The 20,897-nt window shown below is 38.8% G+C and carries 22 protein-coding genes and 1 other annotated feature; all 22 genes read left to right on the top strand.

What is annotated here, in order from left to right; translation table 11 throughout:
• The first annotated feature begins 2 nt into the window (after positions 1–2).
• The 22 genes from dnaK (at position 3) to glyS (ending at position 20,846) form a co-directional block, all read left to right on the top strand.
• Positions 3–1,829 carry a molecular chaperone DnaK gene (gene dnaK, locus J2S78_RS10810; protein ID WP_306898485.1) on the top strand — a complete coding sequence of 609 codons (1,827 nt, stop codon included), beginning with the start codon at positions 3–5 and terminating at the stop codon, positions 1,827–1,829.
• Positions 1,830–2,300: 471 nt separating this feature from the next.
• Positions 2,301–3,419: a molecular chaperone DnaJ gene (gene dnaJ / locus J2S78_RS10805; protein WP_125554901.1), complete on the top strand. Its 1,119-nt coding sequence runs from the start codon at positions 2,301–2,303 to the stop codon at positions 3,417–3,419.
• A 313-nt stretch (positions 3,420–3,732) separates the two neighbouring features.
• A complete protein-coding gene (gene prmA, locus J2S78_RS10800; RefSeq protein WP_306898483.1) occupies positions 3,733–4,668 on the top strand; it encodes a 50S ribosomal protein L11 methyltransferase in 936 nt (311 codons plus the stop codon).
• Positions 4,669–4,681: 13 nt separating this feature from the next.
• Positions 4,682–5,428, top strand: a complete 747-nt coding sequence (locus tag J2S78_RS10795; RefSeq protein ID WP_306898481.1) for a 16S rRNA (uracil(1498)-N(3))-methyltransferase — start codon at positions 4,682–4,684, stop codon at positions 5,426–5,428.
• A gap of 5 nt (positions 5,429–5,433) precedes the next feature.
• Positions 5,434–6,768, top strand: a complete 1,335-nt coding sequence (gene mtaB / locus J2S78_RS10790; RefSeq protein ID WP_306898479.1) for a tRNA (N(6)-L-threonylcarbamoyladenosine(37)-C(2))-methylthiotransferase MtaB — start codon at positions 5,434–5,436, stop codon at positions 6,766–6,768.
• An 18-nt stretch (positions 6,769–6,786) separates the two neighbouring features.
• Positions 6,787–7,455, top strand: a complete 669-nt coding sequence (deoC, locus tag J2S78_RS10785) for a deoxyribose-phosphate aldolase (RefSeq protein WP_306898478.1) — start codon at positions 6,787–6,789, stop codon at positions 7,453–7,455.
• Between the two features lie 190 nt (positions 7,456–7,645).
• On the top strand, positions 7,646–7,819 hold the full coding sequence (gene rpsU / locus J2S78_RS10780) for a 30S ribosomal protein S21 (RefSeq protein ID WP_125554707.1): 174 nt from the start codon (positions 7,646–7,648) through the stop codon (positions 7,817–7,819).
• Between the two features lie 19 nt (positions 7,820–7,838).
• Positions 7,839–8,282, top strand: coding sequence for a GatB/YqeY domain-containing protein (locus tag J2S78_RS10775; RefSeq protein ID WP_125554903.1), 444 nt, complete (start codon positions 7,839–7,841; stop codon positions 8,280–8,282).
• Between the two features lie 411 nt (positions 8,283–8,693).
• The gene (locus tag J2S78_RS10770; RefSeq protein ID WP_306898476.1) at positions 8,694–10,016 is read left to right on the top strand and encodes an NfeD family protein; all 1,323 of its coding nucleotides are present in this window, start codon (positions 8,694–8,696) and stop codon (positions 10,014–10,016) included.
• Positions 10,017–10,039: 23 nt separating this feature from the next.
• Complete coding sequence (floA, locus tag J2S78_RS10765; RefSeq protein WP_306898474.1) at positions 10,040–11,050, top strand: flotillin-like protein FloA; 1,011 nt, start codon at positions 10,040–10,042, stop codon at positions 11,048–11,050.
• A 36-nt stretch (positions 11,051–11,086) separates the two neighbouring features.
• A complete protein-coding gene (locus tag J2S78_RS10760) occupies positions 11,087–11,650 on the top strand; it encodes a YqfB family membrane protein (RefSeq protein ID WP_306898472.1) in 564 nt (187 codons plus the stop codon).
• Positions 11,651–11,843: 193 nt separating this feature from the next.
• Complete coding sequence (yqfC, locus tag J2S78_RS10755; RefSeq protein ID WP_306898470.1) at positions 11,844–12,143, top strand: sporulation protein YqfC; 300 nt, start codon at positions 11,844–11,846, stop codon at positions 12,141–12,143.
• Between the two features lies 1 nt (position 12,144).
• A complete protein-coding gene (gene yqfD / locus J2S78_RS10750) occupies positions 12,145–13,320 on the top strand; it encodes a sporulation protein YqfD (protein WP_306898469.1) in 1,176 nt (391 codons plus the stop codon).
• Positions 13,317–14,330: a PhoH family protein gene (locus J2S78_RS10745; protein WP_370871555.1), complete on the top strand. Its 1,014-nt coding sequence runs from the start codon at positions 13,317–13,319 to the stop codon at positions 14,328–14,330. The genes yqfD and J2S78_RS10745 overlap by 4 nt, the downstream gene beginning before the upstream one ends.
• Positions 14,331–14,340: 10 nt before the next feature.
• The gene (ybeY, locus tag J2S78_RS10740; RefSeq protein ID WP_370871554.1) at positions 14,341–14,805 is read left to right on the top strand and encodes an rRNA maturation RNase YbeY; all 465 of its coding nucleotides are present in this window, start codon (positions 14,341–14,343) and stop codon (positions 14,803–14,805) included.
• Positions 14,783–15,184, top strand: coding sequence for a diacylglycerol kinase family protein (locus J2S78_RS10735; protein WP_306898466.1), 402 nt, complete (start codon positions 14,783–14,785; stop codon positions 15,182–15,184). The genes ybeY and J2S78_RS10735 overlap by 23 nt, the downstream gene beginning before the upstream one ends.
• Before the next feature lie 15 nt (positions 15,185–15,199).
• Positions 15,200–15,604, top strand: coding sequence for a cytidine deaminase (locus J2S78_RS10730; RefSeq protein WP_306898464.1), 405 nt, complete (start codon positions 15,200–15,202; stop codon positions 15,602–15,604).
• A complete protein-coding gene (gene era / locus J2S78_RS10725; protein ID WP_306898462.1) occupies positions 15,597–16,499 on the top strand; it encodes a GTPase Era in 903 nt (300 codons plus the stop codon). The genes J2S78_RS10730 and era overlap by 8 nt, the downstream gene beginning before the upstream one ends.
• Before the next feature lie 98 nt (positions 16,500–16,597).
• Entirely contained in the window at positions 16,598–16,738 is a 141-nt protein-coding gene (locus tag J2S78_RS10720; protein ID WP_306898459.1) for a YqzL family protein, read from the top strand.
• 23 nt (positions 16,739–16,761) lie between these two features.
• Positions 16,762–17,502 (top strand): DNA repair protein RecO, encoded by a 741-nt coding sequence (gene recO, locus J2S78_RS10715; RefSeq protein WP_306898457.1) that lies wholly within the window; start codon positions 16,762–16,764, stop codon positions 17,500–17,502.
• Positions 17,503–17,562: 60 nt separating this feature from the next.
• Positions 17,563–17,737, top strand: a binding site (T-box leader).
• A 138-nt stretch (positions 17,738–17,875) separates the two neighbouring features.
• Entirely contained in the window at positions 17,876–18,766 is an 891-nt protein-coding gene (gene glyQ / locus J2S78_RS10710) for a glycine--tRNA ligase subunit alpha (protein ID WP_306898456.1), read from the top strand.
• Complete coding sequence (gene glyS / locus J2S78_RS10705; protein ID WP_306898455.1) at positions 18,759–20,846, top strand: glycine--tRNA ligase subunit beta; 2,088 nt, start codon at positions 18,759–18,761, stop codon at positions 20,844–20,846. The genes glyQ and glyS overlap by 8 nt, the downstream gene beginning before the upstream one ends.
• Positions 20,847–20,897: the final 51 nt, after the last annotated feature.

Here is a 20,897-nt window from a genome sequence, read left to right as displayed (position 1 = left end):
CAATGAGTAGAACAATTGGTATTGACTTAGGGACAACAAATTCTTGTGTGGCAGTAATGGAAGGTGGAGAAGCACAAGTTATTCCGAATCCGGAAGGTAATCGTACAACTCCATCAGTAGTTGCTTTTAAAGACGGTGAACGCCAAGTCGGGGAAGTAGCTAAACGTCAGGCAATTACAAACGAAAATACAATCCAATCTATTAAAAGACATATGGGTACGGATCACACTGTTGAAATCGAAGGAAAGAGTTACACTCCACAAGAAATCTCAGCTATTATCCTACAAAAACTAAAAGATGACGCTGAAAGTTATCTTGGTGAAACAGTTACAAATGCTGTTATTACAGTACCGGCTTATTTCAATGATTCTCAACGTCAAGCAACAAAAGATGCTGGAAAAATCGCAGGTCTTGAAGTCGACCGTATCGTAAATGAGCCTACTGCTGCTTCACTAGCTTATGGTTTAGATAAAGAAGAAGATCAAACTATTTTAGTATATGACCTTGGCGGTGGAACATTTGACGTATCTATCCTTGAACTTGGAGAAGGCTTTTTTGAAGTTAAATCAACTTCTGGTGACAATAAATTAGGTGGGGACGATTTTGACCAAGTTATTATTGATCATCTAGTTGCTGAATTCAAAAAGGAACAAGGTGTTGATCTATCTCAAGACAATATGGCCTTGCAACGTTTAAAAGATGCAGCGGAAAAAGCTAAAAAAGATTTGTCTGGCGTTGCTCAAACACAAATTTCCTTACCTTTTATTACAGCAGATTCAACTGGTCCAAAGCACATGGAAATGACTTTGACTCGTGCTAAGTTTGATGAGCTGTCTTCCAAATTGGTAGAAAGAACGATGGGACCTACACGTCAAGCATTGAAAGATGCAGGAATGAGTGCGTCTGATGTTGATAAAGTGATACTAGTAGGAGGTTCTACACGTATTCCTGCAGTACAGGAAGGTATTAAAAAGCTAACTGGCCAAGATCCACACAAAGGTGTAAATCCTGACGAAGTGGTAGCACTAGGTGCTGCTATACAAGCAGGCGTGTTAGCTGGAGATGTTAAAGATGTTGTATTGCTTGACGTTACTCCATTATCACTTGGTATCGAAACAATGGGTGGTGTGACAACTAAACTGATTGAAAGAAACACAACGATTCCGACAAGTCAATCGCAAGTGTTCTCAACAGCTGCGGATAACCAACAATCTGTAGACATTCATGTCCTTCAAGGGGAACGCGAAATGGCTGCGGACAACAAAACACTTGGCCGCTTTCAACTATCAGACATTCCACCAGCACCACGTGGAGTTCCTCAAATCGAGGTAACATTTGATATTGACGCAAACGGTATTGTTAATGTACGTGCAAAAGACTTAGGAACAAATAAAGAACAATCCATTACAATCACTTCTTCCTCTGGTCTTTCCGATGATGAAATTGAACAAATGGTGAAAGATGCAGAAGAAAATGCAGAAGAAGATAGAAAACGTAAAGAAGCGGTTGAGACAAGAAACGAAGCGGATCAGCTTGTATTTACGACAGAGAAAACACTAGAAGACCTTGGAGACAGCGTCGATCAAGAAGAAAAAGATAAAGCTGAAGAAGCGAAAAATAAAGTAAAAGAAGCGCTTGAAGGCGATGATATCGAAGCTATTAGTTCTGCAAAAGATGAATTACAAGAAATTGTTCAACAGCTTTCTACTAAGCTTTACGAGCAAGCAGCTCAACAAGCTCAAGATGCTCAAGAAAACACAGAAGGTAATTCAGACGACGTTGTTGACGCAGATTATGAAGAAGTTGACGACGATAACAAGGAAAAATAATAGCTATGCTTTTTAAGAGACTGTCTCTCCTCCTTTTACTATTAAGGATGAAGAGATAGTCTTCTTCCCTTGAATGGGGAACTTACTTGTAAGGAAAAGCAAAAAATAGTATTTACCTACATGAGGAGTTGTCCCAAAAAAAGGTTAAGCTTCGCTTTACTATGGGTCAGCTCCTTTCTTTTTGAGTGATATAAATGGTATGGAAACTCATTACAAGTTAACCTTGGTTTTCGCCATAGGACTCGGCGATGAGCCGGGTCTTTCTAAAAAGATAAGAATGAATGCAATGTGGAGCTTTCAGCAGAAGCGAAAGATGGCGTCTCCCTGCGGGAAAAACGTGACTCGAAAACCCAACAGAACAAAATTAATTCGTTCGAGGGACAGCTGGGGTCGACTCGGAAAAACTTGAAGAATTTTCGAGTATAATGATATGATTACGTCTATGGAATAGCGAACGGGAGTGAATATATGATGAGTAAACGCGATTACTATGAAGTATTAGGGTTAGATCAAGATGCTTCAACGGATGAAATAAAAAAAGCTTATCGAAAACTGGCTCGAAAATATCATCCTGACGTAAATGGAGAAGAGGGAGCCGAAGAAAAGTTTAAAGAAGTGAAGGAAGCGTACGATACTTTAAGTGATCCTCAAAAGAAATCTAATTACGACCGCTTCGGACACGCTGATCCAAATCAAGGATTCGGTGGTGCCGGTGGAGGCGCAGGTGATTTCGGCGGATTTGGCGATATTTTCGATATGTTCTTTGGTGGTGGAAGACGAGATCCAAATGCTCCAAGACAAGGTGCTGACCTACAGTACACAATGACTCTCACTTTCAAGGAAGCAGTTTTTGGTAAAGAAACAGAAATTGAAATTCCTAGAGAAGAAGAATGCGAAACGTGTGACGGAAGCGGGGCAAAACCGGGAACGAGTCCAGAAACATGTACGAAATGCGGAGGAGCTGGTCAGCTTAATGTTGAACAAAATACTCCATTTGGACGTGTCGTAAACAGACGCGCATGTGATCGGTGTCAAGGAACTGGTAAAACCATTAAAGACAAATGTAATACGTGCGGCGGAAAAGGAAAAGTTCAAAATAACAAGAAAATCAGCATAACAGTACCAGCTGGTGTGGATTATGGTCAACAAATACGTGTCGCTGGAGAAGGAGAAGCAGGAGTTAATAATGGTCCTGCGGGCGATTTATTTGTTGTGTTTAATGTTCAATCTCATGAATTCTTTGACCGTGATGGTGACGATGTATACTGCGAAATGCCATTAACATTTGCTCAAGCTGCATTAGGAGACGAAATTGAAGTGCCGACCCTACGCGGAAAAGTGAAGCTGAAAATCCCAGCCGGAACTCAAACGGGCACTAATTTCCGGTTACGTGGAAAAGGAATTCCAAATGTTCATGGACGGGGTCAAGGTGATCAACACGTAAAAGTTCAGGTTATTACACCGAAAAAATTAGACGAAAAACAAAAAGAACTAATCAGAGAATTTTCGGAATTAAGCGGAGATGAACAAGTAGAAGAGCAACACCAAAATTTCTTTGAAAAAGTAAAGCGAGCTTTTAAGGGAGAATAAGTATATATGGAAGCCAAGTCTGTGCACCCACAGGCTTGGTTTTATCAGATTCCTAAGCGAAATGTATTAAAAGCGACAAGGGATTTTTTAATAGGCTGTTTTTGTAATCCTTGTTGTTTTTTACAATTGTTCACTGATGGCGGACGCTTGCCACTGGCACGACGTTAACTCCTTGAAACTACTTTCGTCGTTTCAAGTGATTTTAGTTCGTGCTGTTTTTCGCAGGTGTTGCCGCCTTTCGTTCATTGACTTCTTATGCTTAAACAGTAAGAATCTTTTAAGAAAGCCTTTTAATATGATGGAGATGGTAAAAGTGAAATGGATAGAATTCAGTATTCATACTGCCCAAGAAGCAGTAGAACCAATATCTAATATACTTCATGAAGCAGGAGCAAGTGGAGTTGTTATTGAAGATTCCAATGACGTTGATAAAAAATGGGACGGGGCAGAAGACGAAATTTTTGATTTATCAAAAGAAGATTACCCGGAAGAAGGTGTGATTGTAAAATCTTACTTCCCAGACAATGATCTTCTAACAGAAACAATTGAAGATATAAAAACTTCTATTGCACATTTACGTCTTCATCATATTGATCTTGGGAATAATAATGTGACCTTAAAGGAAATACAGGAAGAGGATTGGGCTCATGCTTGGAAGCAATATTATAAGCCTGTAAAAATTACTGACTCCTTGACGATTGCACCAACTTGGGAAAACTATATTCCAGAAACGGCACAAGAACAAGTGATAGAATTGGACCCGGGTATGGCTTTTGGTACGGGAACACATCCTTCCACTGTTCTAAGTCTGCAGGCGTTGGAACAAGAAATGGTTGGACAAGAACAGGTTATTGATGTAGGTACTGGATCGGGTGTACTGGCTATTGGTGCGGCCAAGTTAAATGCAGCGAGCGTTCTAGCATTAGACCTTGATCAGAAAGCTGTAGATGTAGCCCGGCAAAATGTATTAGAAAACAATACAGAAAATAAGATAACGGTCAGACAGAATAATTTGTTAGATCAAGAGTCCCACCAGGCGGACATTATTGTTGCTAATATTTTGGCGGATATTATTATTCGAGTAACCCCAAGAGCCTATCAATCGTTAAAATCTGGAGGTCTATTTATTACTTCAGGCATTATTTCGAGTAAAAAGGACGAAGTGAAAGAAGCTTTGACCTATGAAAATTTTGTAATTAAAGATACGATGGAAATGGAAGATTGGGTCGCTTTTGTCGCACAAAAATAAAGGAGTCACTTCTATGCAAAGGTATTTTGTCAATCCAGAACAAATGACAGATACGAATGTGTTCATTACTGGAGATGACGTGAAGCATATTGTAAAAGTTATGCGATTAGAGATTGATGATAAAATCATATGTCTAAATAACGAAGGACGCCAAGTTTATTGTTCAATATCTGCTATTGAAAAAGAACAAGTTAAAGCAGACATTCTTGAAGACGTGGATTATAATCCTGAACTCCCTGTGAAAATTTCAATTGCTCAAGCTCTGATTAAAGGGGACAATTTAGATCTTGTTATTCAAAAAGGTACAGAACTTGGGGCCCATCGCTTTTATGTATTCCATGCTGAAAGATCTGTGGTAAAATGGGACAGTAACAAAGTAGATAAGAAAATAGAACGACTGCGTAAAATTGCAAAAGAAGCTGCAGAACAATCAGGCAGACTTTTTATTCCATCGATTAGCTATTGCCCAGACTATAAAGAATTGCTCAAGACAATGTCCAGTTATGATGCTAGCATTTATTTATACGAAGAGCAGGCAAAGATGAATAATCACAGTGGATTGCCGGCTGTTTTGAAACATGCCTCTTCTTCTCTGTTAGCTATTATTGGTCCGGAGGGCGGAATAAGTGAAAATGAATCAAACGCTTATACGAAACATAACTGTCGTCAAGTCAGTTTAGGACCAAGAATAGTAAGAAGTGAAACGGCTTCTCTATATTTACTATCGGTTCTATCTTATAACTATGAATTATTGAGGTGAAACTAATGGCTTCTGTAGCATTCCACACTCTTGGTTGTAAAGTAAATCATTATGAAACGGAAGCGATTTGGCAGCTTTTCAAGCAAGAAGGGTACGAGAAAACGGATTTTGATAAACAAGCAGATGTTTATGTAATTAATACGTGTACAGTTACTAATACCGGTGATAAAAAAAGCAGACAGGTCATTCGCCGAGCGGTAAGGAAAAATCCTGAAGCTGTCGTTTGTGTTACCGGCTGTTATGCTCAAACCTCTCCAGCAGAGATTATGGATATCCCTGGAGTAGATGTTGTAGTCGGTACTCAAGACCGCTCCAAAATGATTGGATACATTGAACAATTCCAAAAAGAACGTGAACCCATTAATGGTGTAGGGAACATAATGAAAACTAGAGTATATGAAGAGTTAGATGTTCCAGAATTCACTGATAGAACAAGAGCATCTTTAAAGATACAGGAAGGTTGTAATAACTTCTGTACATTTTGTATCATTCCTTGGGCAAGAGGGTTACTTCGTTCTAGAAAACCGGAAGATGTTTTAGCGCAAGCTCATCAACTTGTCGAAGCTGGGTACAAAGAAATAGTACTTACAGGTATTCATACTGGCGGTTATGGTGAAGACATGAAAGAGTATAGTCTTCCTGATTTATTAAAAGAACTCGAGCAAGTAAACGGTTTAAAACGAATAAGAATTTCTTCTATTGAAGCAAGTCAAATAACCGACGAAGTTATTGATGTTATTGATCAGTCAAATAAAATCGTCAACCATTTACATGTTCCTCTTCAATCCGGATCGAATACGGTATTAAAACGAATGAGACGAAAGTATACAACAGAATTCTTTGCTCAAAGAATAGATAAATTAAAAAAAGCTCTTCCGGGGCTGGCTGTTACTTCAGATGTTATTGTTGGTTTTCCTGGAGAGACAGAAGAAGAATTTAACGAAACCTATCGGTTCATTGCAGATAACAAATTCTCAGAATTACATGTATTTCCGTATTCTAAAAGGACTGGAACCCCTGCAGCAAAGATGGATAATCAAGTTGATAATGATGTCAAAACAAAGCGTGTGCGCAGTTTAATCGAGCTTTCTAACCAATTAGCAAAAGAATACGCTTCTGATTATGAAGGTGCAGAAGTGGATGTTATACCAGAAGAACAGGACGAAGAAACTGGATTATACACAGGCTATACGTCGAATTATATGAGAGTTAAATTTGAAGCAACGGAAAATATGATAGGTAAAATTGTTAAAGTAAGAATTACACAAGCCGGCTATCCTTACAATATAGGTGAATTTGTACGTGAAGCTAGCGAAGAGGAAGATATAGTACTCGCGTAACAGAAAGGATGAGTAAGCATGAATTCATTATCTACTATGATTGATCACACTCTTTTAAAACCTGATTCAACCATTGATCAAGTTAAAACCTTGTCTAATGAAGCAAAAGAATACAACTTTGCATCCGTTTGTGTCAATCCGTCTATGGTTCCTGTCGCTTATTCTATTTTAAAAGACACCGAGGTGGAAGTGTGTACGGTAATAGGCTTCCCACTAGGTGCTACGTTGCCAGGTGTCAAAGCGTTTGAAACAAAACAAGCCATAGATAAGGGTGCAACCGAAATTGATATGGTTATCAACATCGGTGCTTTAAAAAGCGGAGAAGAATTAGATGTTCAAAAAGATGTTAAAGCGGTGGTTGAAGCGGCAAAAGACAAAGCCTTAGTTAAGGTTATTATTGAAACAGTTTTATTAACTGATGAAGAAAAAGAAAAGGCATGTGTTTTAGCTGTAGAAGCTGGTGCCGATTTTGTTAAAACTTCGACTGGATTTGCCGGTGGTGGAGCTACCCTAGAAGATGTTAAACTAATGAAGCAAGTTGTAGGAGATAAAGCTGAGGTAAAAGCAAGTGGTGGAGTGAAGGATGAACAGACAGCACTTGCGATGATAGAAGCTGGTGCCCAAAGAATTGGCACTAGTTCTGGAATTGCTATCGTTTCTGGTACTTCAAGTTCTTCTGACTATTAAAATCAAGCATATATTTTTTAATAGATGTGTTGCTTTTTTTATGGTTTTGTTTTATAATTTGTGAAAATAGCTATTGTTTTCAATTAAAAATTATTCATTCATGTATTGGGTTAACATTTGATGTACATGCTTTTTATAGTTTTTGTTGAAATACTATGGCTGTACTGGTTGTTCGGAGGGAGGGAATCATATGGCTGAGACCCGAGTTCGTAAGAACGAGAATATTGATGCCGCTCTTCGCCGTTTTAAGCGCGATCTTTCTAAAGAAGGAACGATGGCTGAAGTTAAAAAACGCAAGCACCACGAAAAGCCAAGCGTGAAACGCAAGAGAAAATCAGAAGCGGCTAGAAAACGTAAGTTCTAAAGAAGGAAGGTGCTTGGCGCTGGATCTCATGGATCGTTTAAATGAAGATTTAAAGATTGCTTTAAAAGCCAAGGACAAAAAAAGGCTTACTGTTATTCGAAGTATAAAATCATCTCTTCAAAATGAATCGATTAAAGTAAACAGGGAACTTGAGGAAGAGGAAGCTCTTCTTGTATTAAACCGTGAATGGAAAAAACGGAATGAATCCCTCCATGAGTTTGAAAGAGCGAATAGAGAAGATTTGACAAAAGAGATAGAGGAAGAACTTAAGATTCTATCTGAATACATGCCAAAGCAGCTTTCGGAAGAAGATCTTGATATTATCGTTAAAGATACCATTCAAAAGGTCGGCGCTTCTTCCAAAAGTGATATAGGAGCAGTAATGTCTGCTGTCATGCCGAAAGTGCAAGGGCAAGCAGACGGTAAAAAGGTCAATCAACTCGTACAAAAGCATTTGACTTAATACAAGAGACTGTCTCAAAATCGTAAGAACGACTTTTGAGGCAGTCTCTTTTTATAGGACAGAAATGTTTAAAACGTGTATGATTTTGTGAAGCAGTGTAAAACCTCCAGCAGAAGCAGAAGACGGACTAAAAAAACGAGCGGATCCCTTGAAAGCAGAGTTTGAGAAGGCTGAGGCCAGCCCTGCAGAAGTCATCTACCCCAGGGCTTCTTGTACTTTTCTTGATAAGTCCTGTATATATATTGTTAATGAGGAGAGTTGATGGAAGGCATACATAATTAATGTTATACTGTCTTTAGCTGAAACGATTTCATTTTTATAACGTATATAATGATTCGCAGGATAGAATAGGTGTACTATATATTTTAATAAATCAACAGGAAGGTAACACGTAGAAACGAGGGGTTCGTAGTGTTCCATAAAACCAAAATATACGTAGGTTTACTGGTACTATCTCTGGTTATTTTAGCTGTGAATGTAGGTTATGCCAACGATTCGTCTGATCGTTTAGTTTATATTGTTCCTGTTGAGCAAACGGTCGAAAGAGGATTGGTATCTTTTTTAGAACGGTCTGTAACTGAAGCAGAAGATGCTGGAGCAGACCGAATCATATTTGAAATCGATACACCTGGTGGAGCCGTAGATGCAGCGGGAGATATTTCGTCTATCATTCAAGACGCACCAATACCTACGACTGCTTTTGTAACAGAGGAAGCAATGTCAGCCGGCGCTTTTATTGCTTTAAGTGCTGATAATATTGCTATGGCACCTGGCACGGAGATGGGAGCTGCCCAAGTAATTGATGGTTCCGGTAATGCAGCAAGTAACAAAGCTCAATCTCATTGGGAAGCTAATATGAAAGGGGCAGCTGAATTAAATAATCGTGACCCTAAGTATGCGGTAGCTATGGCTGATCCATCTGTAAATCTCCCGGAGTTTCGAGCTGGAGAAGGGGAACTATTATCACTGACTGCATCTGAAGCGTTAGAGGTTGAATACACAGAATATGTGGTGGATGACAGAGAAGAACTGCTTGCCGAATTGGATGCCGCTGATGCACAAATTCAGGAATTTGAAGTAAGTCTGGCTGAACAAATCGCACGTTTTGTAACAAATCCAGTATTAATACCGATTCTTCTCAGTGTAGGTAGTATCGGGCTCATTATGGAATTATACTCTCCAGGTTTTGGAATTCCAGGAATATTGGGATCTGCATCATTATTTTTGTTTTTCTTCGGTCACGCTATAGCTGGTTTTGCTGGCTTTGAATCTATCATTTTGTTCATTGTTGGTATTATACTGCTGATCATAGAACTATTGATTCCAGGGTTCGGTATTTTTGGTGTTCTAGGAATTGGATCGGTAATCACCGGCATGGTACTGGCTTCGTTTTCCACGATGAATATTGTTATCTCCATATTAATTGCGGGTATTTTATCCATAATAGCAATTATTGTTTTGTTCACGATGTTTGGGAAAAAAGGTCCGATGGAACGCTTTGTTCTTCATGATGCTGTTACTACAGATGATGGATTTATCTCGAATGAAAGTCGAGATGAACTTGTTGGAGCTACTGGTGTTTCTCTAACATCTCTTCGTCCTGCTGGTTCCATCTTATCAGGCGAAGAGCGGCTTGACGTTATATCGGAAGGAGGATATATTGAAAAAGGAGAAAATGTGAAAATAGTAGAGACAGAGGGCTCAAGGATTGTTGTACGGAAATTAAATAAATAGACACATAAGGAGGAATTATGGATATGCCTATCGATGTAGGATTGATTATTGTATTAGTACTGGCTTTTATTCTGTTGCTTATTTTATTCACCTTTGTGCCAGTCATGTTGTGGATATCTGCGCTTGCTGCCGGGGTGAAAGTCGGTATTTTTCAATTAGTAGGAATGAGGTTACGGCGTGTTATTCCAGCAAGAGTGGTGAATCCCCTCATTAAAGCTGAAAAAGCGGGACTTAATATTGAATTAAACAAATTAGAAGGACATTATCTTGCAGGTGGTAATGTAGATAGAGTAGTCAATGCGCTTATTGCGGCACAACGGGCTAACATTGAATTAACATTTGAACGTTGCGCTGCGATTGATCTTGCTGGCCGTGACGTACTAGAAGCGGTACAAATGAGTGTTAATCCTAAAGTCATTGAAACTCCTTTTATTGCCGGGGTGGCTATGGATGGTATTGAAGTAAAAGCTAAGGCAAGAATAACAGTACGCGCGAACATAGACCGCCTTGTCGGTGGTGCTGGTGAAGATACTGTTATTGCCCGAGTAGGGGAAGGGATTGTTTCTACAATTGGTTCTTCTCAAGACCATAAAGCAGTATTAGAAAATCCTGATATGATATCTCAGACTGTACTTAGTAAAGGACTCGATTCTGGAACGGCATTTGAAATTCTTTCGATTGATATAGCCGATATTGATATCGGTAAAAACATCGGTGCTGGATTGCAGACGGATCAAGCTGAAGCTGACAAGAAGATTGCTCAAGCGAAAGCAGAAGAACGCCGTGCAATGGCAGTGGCACATGAACAAGAAATGAGAGCAAAAGTTGAAGAAATGCGTGCTAAAGTAACAGAGGCCGAAGCAGAAGTTCCAATGGCTATGGCCGATGCGCTTAAATCAGGAAATCTTGGAGTTATGGATTATATGAACATCCAAAATGTTAGTGCCGATACCGATATGAGAACATCCATCGGTAAAGAAACAAAACCAAATGACGATGATGGTTCGGGTAATGATTCCGGAAACCACATTTAGTTTGGCCATGGCACTTAAAGAGAAAGGGTGATCCCTTTGCAAACCATTATTGAGTTGATATTTGGAAACATCTTTTTTGTTGCCTTAATTATTGGCGGTATCATTTCACTCATTAACCGTAACAGAACCAGCCAAGAACAATCATCTGGTCAAGGGCAACAAGGAAAAGAGGAAAAAAAAGAAATTGACTGGAAAAGCATTTTTCAACAAGAAGATGAGGAAACTTCTTCTCCCCAACGACCAACTAAACCAGTTCCTGAAGCGGAAGGGGAATTAGTTAAACCAGATGTTGAAAACAGCGGGCCAGCTCAGCACGAGCAATATAGTAAACAAATGGAAGAATTAAGAAAAAAGCAGGAAGAAGCAAGAGAAAAGGTTGAAAAAGTAGGCCGTTCTACAGTACATGATAATGCATTAGATCAAGCAGCTACTGGAGTTGATTCAAGGCAAACGGGATCTCGTTCTCGGTTTGCCCCTACATCTCGCAGTGACGCGATTCAGGGGGTTGTTTGGTCGGAAATTTTAGGAGAACCAAAAGCGCGACGGCCTTATCCAAACAACGGCATGAAACGTTATCAAAAAAGAACCGGATCGAACTAAAACGGAATAGGTAAAATGCCATAGAGCTTTTGTGAGAGTTATATAATAACTTTCGCAAAAGCTCTTTTTTATGATAAACAGAGCTTGTCCAATAGTCCCTTTATATAGAGCGTGTCTGTGTTTTCTTGTTTTCGAAACGTAAACTAGTGATACATACAAAATACCATCATATGAATAGAAAAGGGGTGCCTGAATGCTGACTCGAATGCAACGCTCTATAAAACAATGGATGACAGAAAGATTAAACCTGCCGGAAGATATATTAATGGATGTGCCTCGTTTAACGATGATTGGTCAGCTTCATTTGCACGTGGAAAATCACCGCGGGGTTCTCCATTTTTCAAAAGACTATATACGTTTAAAGCTTTCCAACGGCGAGCTGCTCATTTACGGTGAAGATTTTGTCATAAAAAAAATATATCCGGAGGAACTGTTGTTGGAAGGAATAATCAGCGAAATTAAATATTCCACGGAGTATGACCAAGGAGGGTAACATGAAAAAGCGGCGTGAACTCGCAGACGTAAAAGTAAGAGTAACGGGAAAACATATAGAAAACATAATAAATTACTGTCTCAGAGACGGGATTATATTGAGTAATGTAACAAGACAAAAAGATGCAGTCGAGTTTTATACGATACAATCAAACGTAAATGAAATACAAGAAGCAGCAAGGTTACATGATTGTGAATGGGAGATAATAGAGGAATCAACCTATCAAAAGTACTACGGTTATTTAAAAACAAGAACAGGATTTTTCCTAGGTATTGGTTTATTTATGTTAATAATAATATTGTTATCGCAAATGATATGGAAAGTAGAAATAGAAGGTGCCGATCCCCGATTAGAATACGAAATGAAGGACTATCTTGACGAACTGGGCGTTAAAGTAGGAGCGTTTCAATTTCTCCTACCTGATTCGGAAGGAATGCAAACACAATTATTAAACAGGATGGACGAGGTAACATGGATAGGTGTAAACAAAAAAGGGACAACCTATCAATTTCAAGTAGTGGAACAATCGCTTCCGGAAAAAAGTGAATCCCAATCTCCACATCACCTCGTTGCCAAAAAAACGGCAGTGATTAATAGCATATATGCTGAAAAAGGACAACCAATGGTGAAACAAAATGATGTGGTTCATAAAGATGATGTTTTAATTTCAGGTTTTATAGGTGAAGGAGAGTACACTAGGACAGTAGCGGCACAAGGCGAAGTGAGAGGAGAAACTTGGTATAAGGTTACGGTGGAGCTACCTGAGAAACTTCTATTACAAACATTGACCGGTGAATCGGAAAAAAGCTATACTATACAACTGTTTGGTTTAAATATACCAATATGGGGCATGAATGCTGGCGAACAGTATGATAACGTTGTAATGACTGAAAAGACGCATGATGCAAAGGTATGGAAATGGAATCTTCCTGCTTCACTTGAGGTTAACAAATATCAGGAAAGCAAGACGGTGCAAGATGTTTCAAAAAAGAATATTATCGAAAAGTCAAAAGAAGCGGCAACAATTAAATTAAAAAACCGTCTTTCTAATAATGCAGAAATAAAAGCCGAAAAAATTTTGCACGAGGACTCACAGAATGGTAAAGTTAGACTAGTTGTTCACTACCAAGTCATTGAAGATATTATGTCGGAAGCACCGATCATCCAAGGAGAATGAGAAGATTGGAAGAAAAGCAATTCATTTCACTTGATGTAAAAGATACAAATGAACTGCAAGTGTTATTTGGTCCTAATGATGTACATTTGCAACGAATAGAAGAAAAGCTTGATGTAACCCTTATAACAAGAGGAGAATCCTTAGTTGTAACGGCGTCTGAAGAGACGGCGTCTTTAATTAAAAATGTTCTGGATTCGCTTATTGGATTATTACGAAACGGAATCCATCTATCTGAACGAGATGTGATATATGCGATTCAGTTAGCCGAAGAGGACAAGTTAGATAAGCTTGAGGATTTATATCAAGAAACAATAGCTGTAAATACAAAAGGAAAACCAATCGTCGTGAAAACGCTTGGTCAAAAAGATTATGTAGATGCTATCCGTCAAAAAGATCTTGTTTTTGGGATAGGTCCTGCAGGAACTGGTAAAACATATTTAGCAGTAGTCATGGCAGTTAATGCATTAAAAGAGGGAAGGGTCAAAAAAATTGTTTTAACTCGTCCAGCGGTGGAAGCTGGGGAAAGCCTCGGTTTTTTACCAGGAGATTTAAAAGAGAAGGTAGATCCTTATTTAAGGCCGTTGTATGATGCGTTGCACGATATTTTTGGAGTCGAGCATACGGCCAGATTGATGGAAAGAGGAACGATTGAAGTGGCTCCTCTTGCTTACATGAGAGGACGTACACTTGAAGATGCCTTCGTGATTCTTGATGAGGCCCAAAATACAACGAGAGAACAAATTAAAATGTTTTTAACACGACTGGGTTTTGGTTCAAAGATGGTAGTGAATGGAGATTTGACCCAAGTTGACCTACCTAAAGGACAGCAGTCCGGATTAAAAATTGCCATAAATATATTGAAGCATATTCAAAACATAGGGTTTATCTATTTACAGTCAACAGATGTTGTCCGCCACACCATCGTTCAACAAATACTAGATGCCTATGAAGAAGCGGAACCCACCCGAACGGGTATGCGCAGCCAAGATAAATCAGGAGATAGCGATTAGGAGGAAAAGCATGAGTGTCATCATTGATCTAATGGATGAAACAGAGACAATGACGGATGATAAGATAACCCTAATAGAGAATATTCTTCAATATGCTTCAAAACAAGAACAGATTCCGGCTGAAACGGAACTATCTGTAACAATCGTTGATAATGATAGTATTCAAACAATTAATAATCAGTATCGCGGTATAGATAAAGCGACGGATGTTATTTCGTTTGCATTAGATGAAAATGAAGAAGTAGTATATGGAGAAGAAGATATGCCCAATTTACTGGGAGATATCATTATTAGTATAAACAAAGCAGAAGAGCAAGCAACGGCATATGGTCATAGTTTGGAAAGGGAGCTTGGGTTTTTGGCGGTACATGGGTTGTTGCACCTGCTAGGCTATACCCATGATGAACAGGAATCGGAAAGAAAAATGTTCAGCCGCCAGGAATCGATCTTAAATGCTTATGGACTTGAAAGATAGAAGAAAAAAAGGGCTGGGTCGGTTTTTTCGATCTTTTAAATATGCATCACACGGACTGCGATATGTATTTTTAGAAGAACAAAATATGAAATTGCATTTGTTAGCTGCGGTAATTGCGATTGTAATGGCGTTTGTGTTTTCTATTCCTCTTGTTCATTGGATGATTTTAATCATAGTGATAGGAGGAATATTTGCGCTTGAAATTGTTAATACAGCGTTAGAAAGACTAGTAGACCTTATTACCGATGAATACCATCCTTTAGCTAAGCTGGCTAAGGACATAGCGGCAGCCTCTGTTTTTGTGTATAGCGTAGCAGCTATTATTATTGGTGTTTTATTGTTTTATCATCCGATTGTTTCTGTATTATTTTCCAATTAAAAAGGGGGAGGACTCATGGACACGAATGAAGAATTGGTAAAAAAAGCGATAGAGGCAAGGTCAAATGCTTATGTTCCTTATTCACGTTTTGCTGTTGGTGCAGCCTTGAAAACTGATGATGGTGAAGTATTTACAGGTAGCAATATTGAAAATGCATCCTATGGGTTGACCAATTGTGCAGAACGCACGGCTGTTTTTAAGGCGGTAAGTGAAGGAAAAAAAACAATCAAATTAATAGCTGTTGCGGCTGACACGGAGGAACCAGTTTCTCCTTGCGGTGCCTGCAGGCAAGTCCTATCTGAATTTCTGCCGACCGACGGGAAAGTTATCCTTAGTAATATAAATGGAATGGTGAAAGAGATGACAATAGCTGAACTGCTTCCAGGAGCTTTTGAAGCAAAGGACTTAAACAATGAGTGATAGCTTTAAATCAGGATTTGTTGCTTTAGTTGGCAGACCTAATGCGGGCAAATCGACACTGTTGAACTTTGTTTTGGAAGAAAAGATAGCAATCATGAGTGATAAACCGCAAACGACACGGAATAAGATACAAGGGATTCATACAACGGACGAGGCGCAAGTTATTTTCATCGATACACCGGGTATTCACAAACCAAAACATAAACTTGGAGACTTTATGGTTCAATCTGCCGTACAGTCTTTACAAGAGGTTGATTTGATTTTATTTTTGATTGATGCCTCTGATAGCTATGGGCCTGGAGAAGAATTCATTGTGAATAAGTTGAAAGAAACTTCAACTCCAACTTTTCTTGTTATTAATAAAATCGATCAAATTCATCCCGACCAATTAATTGAAAAAATAGATGAATATAGAACTCGGGCAGATTTTGCAGAAGTTGTGCCTGTTTCTGCTTTGCAAGGAAACAACGTAGACACACTAATGGATCAGATTATCAATTACATGGAAGAAGGACCGCAGTTTTATCCGGAAGATCAATTAACCGATCATCCAGAACGTTTTGTGGTGAGTGAGTTAGTTCGCGAAAAAGTCCTTCACCTCACACAAGATGAAATACCACATTCGATTGCTGTATATGTAGAGGAAATGAAAGAACGAGAAGAAGGTGCCGTTTATATATCTGCTGTTATCGTAGTGGAACGTTCTTCCCAAAAAGGGATTATTATTGGAAAACAAGGAAGCATGTTAAAGGAAATTGGTAAACGTGCACGTCAAGATATTGAGGCGCTGCTCGCTTCAAGTGTCTATATAGATCTCTTTGTCAAAGTTCAAAAAGACTGGAGAAACAGCCGCTATCAGCTTAATGAATATGGATATAACGAAGAAGAGTATTAATAAATAGGCAAATATTACAGGACATGTTTTAATCTTTATAAGCCACTCTAAATAATACAGCTCTTATTTTGGCTGTTAAAAAGAAAGGGTGGCTTACAATGCTTTATGAAAGTAATTTTTCTTCCTGGGACTTATTTATTCTAACGGGAAATGTGGACGCTTATCTTTTAACAAAAGAATTAGAGCAAGAAAATTCTGGTTACCGTTATGATGGGGAGGAAGATATAGAAAAACAATAGAGTGATGGTAAGGGATGAAAGCCATGCTTGAAAAGGCGGAAGGTATTGTTCTTCGTACGTTTGCATATGGTGAAACGAATAATATATTAAGACTCTTCACGAGAGAAGCAGGGAAAATAGCTGTAATGGCAAGGGGGGCCAAGAAGCCAAAAAGTAGACTGGCCGCCGTATCTCAACCGTTTGTTTACGCAACATTTTTATACTATAAATCTTCAGGAATGAAAACTTTGAATCAAGGGGATACGATTGATTCGTTTCGAATCATACGAAATGATATCGTACGAACAGCTTATGCTTCTTATATAACAGAACTTTTGGACAAATTGACAGAAGAACAAGAGAAAAATCCGTATTTATTTGAATTGATACTGCAATTATTAGAACGAATGAATGATGACGATGACCCAGAAGTGCTGGTGCAGATTTTTGAAACAAAAATGACAGCTCAAGCTGGGATAAAACCGGAGTTAGAACAATGTGTCCACTGCAAAAACAAGGAAGGTACGTTTAGTTTTTCTGTGAAGGAAGCGGGTTTTTTGTGCCATCGTTGTAAAGCAGTGGACGAAAACCGATTAAACATACAACCAAAGACAGTGCAGTTACTGCGTACTTTTTTTCATTTGGACATTGCTCGGTTTGGGAGCATTTCGTTAAAAGAAGAGACAAAAAAAGAATTGCGCACCATTTTAGACACATATTATCAAGAGTATTCAGGCTTGCATCTGAAATCAAAACGTTTTATAGAGCAAATGGAAAAGTGGTAATAAGAAGAGGTGGGACTTGACAGATTAGCATACAGTTAAGTATGATGCTATTACATTGAATATAGTGCAAAGATGGAAAGTAGTAATAATCCTCTGATTACAGAGCGAGCGCAGGGTGGTGAAAGCTGCGTTAATTAAGATAATGAAGGCGTTCCAGAGCATGTTTACGAGAAAGTGGCTTGGTTGAATGAAATCAAGCAAATAGGGTGGAACCGCGGAGAATCCCGTCCCTATACCAGGTAGTGTTTGGTATAGGGGCGGGATTTCATATTTCTTATATTAAAGCCACTCGTGTTTTGAATGTTGAAGGTCACCACAACTTGAGCCAAACAGTGTATTTGTGCTTTTCTTAATAGAAGGAGGAGAGAAATTAATGAATATTCAAGATATGATATTAAAGTTACAAAATTTCTGGGCTGAACAGAATTGTTTAATTATGCAAGCCTATGATGTAGAAAAAGGTGCGGGAACGATGAATCCGATGACCTTCTTAAGAAGTATTGGTCCTGAGCCTTGGAATGTTGCGTATGTGGAACCATCTAGACGGCCGGCAGATGGAAGATATGGTGAAAATCCGAATCGTCTTTACCAACACCATCAATTCCAGGTCATTATGAAACCTTCCCCAATCGATATTCAAGACATTTACTTACAAAGCCTTGAAGAATTGGGCATAAATCCAAAGGAACACGATATTCGTTTTGTGGAGGACAATTGGGAAGCACCTACCTTAAGTGCGTGGGGACTAGGTTGGGAAGTATGGCTCGATGGTATGGAAATCACTCAATTCACATACTTTCAACAAGTCGGAGGTATTGATGCAAACCCTGTAGCTGTTGAAATTACATACGGAATTGAACGTTTGGCTTCTTATATTCAAGATAAAGAGAATGTCTTTGACTTAACATGGGTAGATGGCTTCACATATGGAGATGTCTTTTTTCAACAAGAATATGAGCACTCCAAGTATACATTTGAAATAGCCGATCATCAGATGCTTTTTGAGGAATTTAGTACGTATGAAAAAGAGGCAGAGCGAGCGATTTCCGAAAACCTCGTGTTTCCAGCGTATGATTACGTATTGAAATGCTCTCATGTCTTTAATTTACTTGACGCAGGCGGAGCTATCTCAGTAACAGAGAGAACAGGTTATATCGGAAGAGTTCGGAATTTAGCTCGAAAATGCGCCTCAGCGTATTATCAAGAACGAGAAAGACTTGGCTTTCCGATGGGGAAAGCAAAGGAGGGAAAACTAGATGAGTAAAAGAAATTTTCTACTCGAAATTGGCTTAGAAGAAATGCCGGCACGTTTTGTAACAGATGCGATGCAGCAATTGAAACAAAAAATGAAAGAATGGTTAAATGAGAATCGACTAACACATGATTCTATTGATGCATTTTCCACACCACGCCGTTTAGCGATTCGTGTAAATGGTTTGGCTGATAAACAAGAGGATTTAGTAGAAGAAGCACGGGGTCCAGCTAAAAATATAGCAGTAGATGACGATGGCAATTGGACGAAAGCAGCACTTGGTTTTTCAAAAGGACAAGGGGTAAGCCAAGATGATTTATATTTCAAGGAAGTTAAGGGCACCGACTATGTATTTGCTAATAAAGAAATAAAAGGTAAATATACATCAGAATTGCTGACACATATCGATCGTGAGATTACATCCTTAAGTTTTCCTAAAAATATGCGGTGGGGCGAGTACCAATTAAGATTTGTCCGTCCTATTCATTGGTTGGTAGCCCTTTTTGGAGAGGAAGTTATTCCTTTTACCATCACAAATGTTCAGAGTGACAGATTTACATTTGGACACAGAGTATTAGGGGATAAAGTGGATATTACAAGCACGGATCAGTATGAAGAAGACCTTTTAGAGCAATTTGTTATTGTTGATGCACAAAGAAGGAAAGATGCGATTCGAAATCAGTTAAGAGCAATGGCTGAAGAGCAAAAATGGTCTATTCTTGTAACAGAAGATTTACTGGAAGAAGTAAATAACTTGGTGGAATATCCTACTGCCCTTTATGGTAAATACGATGAGGATTTTCTTAAGCTTCCTGAAGAAGTATTAATTACTTCCATGCGTGAGCACCAGCGCTATTTCCCTGTCGAAGATAAGAAGGGCAAACTGCTCCCTTATTTTGTAACAATTAGAAATGGTAATGACGAATTTTTAGAAAATGTACAAAAGGGAAATGAAAAAGTTCTGCGCGCAAGGTTATCAGATGCAAAATTCTTTTATGAAGAAGATCAGAAATTAAAACCGGAAGAAGCAACGAGAAAACTTGATTATATCGTATTTCAGGAGGAACTAGGAACGATTGGCGATAAACTTCGTCGAGTAGAATCTCTCAGTTTATCATTTGGAAATATGCTCTCACTTGATAAAAGTGTGTTAGAAGATACAAAAAGAGCAGCTTCCATTTCTAAGTTTGATCTCGTTACACTGATGGTTGATGAATTCACAGAGCTTCAAGGTTTAATGGGAGAGAAATATGCTTTACTAGCTGGAGAGAAGCCAGAAGTAGCTAAAGCAATCAAAGAACACTATAAACCAAAACATGCCGGGGATAATGTACCAGATTCAAATATTGGTGCAGTCATTGGTCTTGCTGAAAAAATGGACACTATTGTTGCTTGTTTTGGAATCGGAATGATTCCTACAGGCTCTCAGGATCCATATGGATTAAGAAGACAAGCTGCAGGAGTTTCCCATATTTTATTAGAACATGAATTTGCCATTGACTTGGATGAATTGATTCAAGCGACGATTACCGAAATCGAAAAAACAGGAGTACTGCACAAAACTTCGGCAGAAGTAAAACAAGAAGTCTTGACCTTCTTTGGACTACGTTTGAAGAATGTACTGGCAGAACGTAATATTCGTTATGATATTGCAGATGCTGTTCTTAACAATTTGGGAGGCCAAATTCGAGAGTTGGTAAAGAAAGCTGAATTTCTACAAGCTACTTCAAATGATGCAGGCTTTAAAGATACAGTGGAAGCACTAAGCCGAATTACTAACATTGCCCGAAAAGCAGAAGAAGGCAATGAAAGCGTAAAAGAAGAGCTTTTAAACGAACAGGCGGAAAAAGATTTATATCGCGCATATTGCACAATAAGTACGAAACTCTCAGAAAATCTTGAAGCGGGTTATGTTGAGTCAGCATATCGTTTACTTGAAGAGATGAAACCATCCATTCATGCGTATTTTGATAATGTAATGGTTATGACAGATGATGAGGCACTAAAACAAAACCGCCTCCGCTTAATGTGTTGTATATCTGAAGAAATCAAACGTTTTGCTGACTTTCAACAGATTGTGTTTTCGGCGTAACGATATAGAATTTGTCGTTAGTTATTTTATAAACGCGCATCGGGGTATAAT

This window comes from Salibacterium salarium, from assembly GCF_030813635.1.
Taxonomy (GTDB): Bacteria; Bacillota; Bacilli; order Bacillales; family Marinococcaceae; genus Salibacterium; species Salibacterium salarium.
The sequence above is the reverse complement of the archived record's forward strand: the minus strand, read 5'-3'. Positions and strand labels throughout refer to the sequence as shown.

What these genes read in the sequence shown, in the direction of transcription:
- dnaK (WP_306898485.1), top strand. Translation starts at nt 3, where the DNA reads ATGAGTAGAACAATTGGTATTGACTTAGGGACAACAAATTCTTGTGTG.
- dnaJ (WP_125554901.1), top strand. Translation starts at nt 2,301, where the DNA reads ATGAGTAAACGCGATTACTATGAAGTATTAGGGTTAGATCAAGATGCT.
- J2S78_RS10795 (WP_306898481.1), top strand. Translation starts at nt 4,682, where the DNA reads ATGCAAAGGTATTTTGTCAATCCAGAACAAATGACAGATACGAATGTG.
- mtaB (WP_306898479.1), top strand. Translation starts at nt 5,434, where the DNA reads ATGGCTTCTGTAGCATTCCACACTCTTGGTTGTAAAGTAAATCATTAT.
- deoC (WP_306898478.1), top strand. Translation starts at nt 6,787, where the DNA reads ATGAATTCATTATCTACTATGATTGATCACACTCTTTTAAAACCTGAT.
- rpsU (WP_125554707.1), top strand. Translation starts at nt 7,646, where the DNA reads ATGGCTGAGACCCGAGTTCGTAAGAACGAGAATATTGATGCCGCTCTT.
- floA (WP_306898474.1), top strand. Translation starts at nt 10,040, where the DNA reads ATGCCTATCGATGTAGGATTGATTATTGTATTAGTACTGGCTTTTATT.
- yqfC (WP_306898470.1), top strand. Translation starts at nt 11,844, where the DNA reads ATGCTGACTCGAATGCAACGCTCTATAAAACAATGGATGACAGAAAGA.
- yqfD (WP_306898469.1), top strand. Translation starts at nt 12,145, where the DNA reads ATGAAAAAGCGGCGTGAACTCGCAGACGTAAAAGTAAGAGTAACGGGA.
- J2S78_RS10745 (WP_370871555.1), top strand. Translation starts at nt 13,317, where the DNA reads ATGAGAAGATTGGAAGAAAAGCAATTCATTTCACTTGATGTAAAAGAT.
- ybeY (WP_370871554.1), top strand. Translation starts at nt 14,341, where the DNA reads ATGAGTGTCATCATTGATCTAATGGATGAAACAGAGACAATGACGGAT.
- J2S78_RS10735 (WP_306898466.1), top strand. Translation starts at nt 14,783, where the DNA reads ATGCTTATGGACTTGAAAGATAGAAGAAAAAAAGGGCTGGGTCGGTTT.
- J2S78_RS10730 (WP_306898464.1), top strand. Translation starts at nt 15,200, where the DNA reads ATGGACACGAATGAAGAATTGGTAAAAAAAGCGATAGAGGCAAGGTCA.
- era (WP_306898462.1), top strand. Translation starts at nt 15,597, where the DNA reads ATGAGTGATAGCTTTAAATCAGGATTTGTTGCTTTAGTTGGCAGACCT.
- J2S78_RS10720 (WP_306898459.1), top strand. Translation starts at nt 16,598, where the DNA reads ATGCTTTATGAAAGTAATTTTTCTTCCTGGGACTTATTTATTCTAACG.
- recO (WP_306898457.1), top strand. Translation starts at nt 16,762, where the DNA reads ATGCTTGAAAAGGCGGAAGGTATTGTTCTTCGTACGTTTGCATATGGT.
- glyQ (WP_306898456.1), top strand. Translation starts at nt 17,876, where the DNA reads ATGAATATTCAAGATATGATATTAAAGTTACAAAATTTCTGGGCTGAA.
- glyS (WP_306898455.1), top strand. Translation starts at nt 18,759, where the DNA reads ATGAGTAAAAGAAATTTTCTACTCGAAATTGGCTTAGAAGAAATGCCG.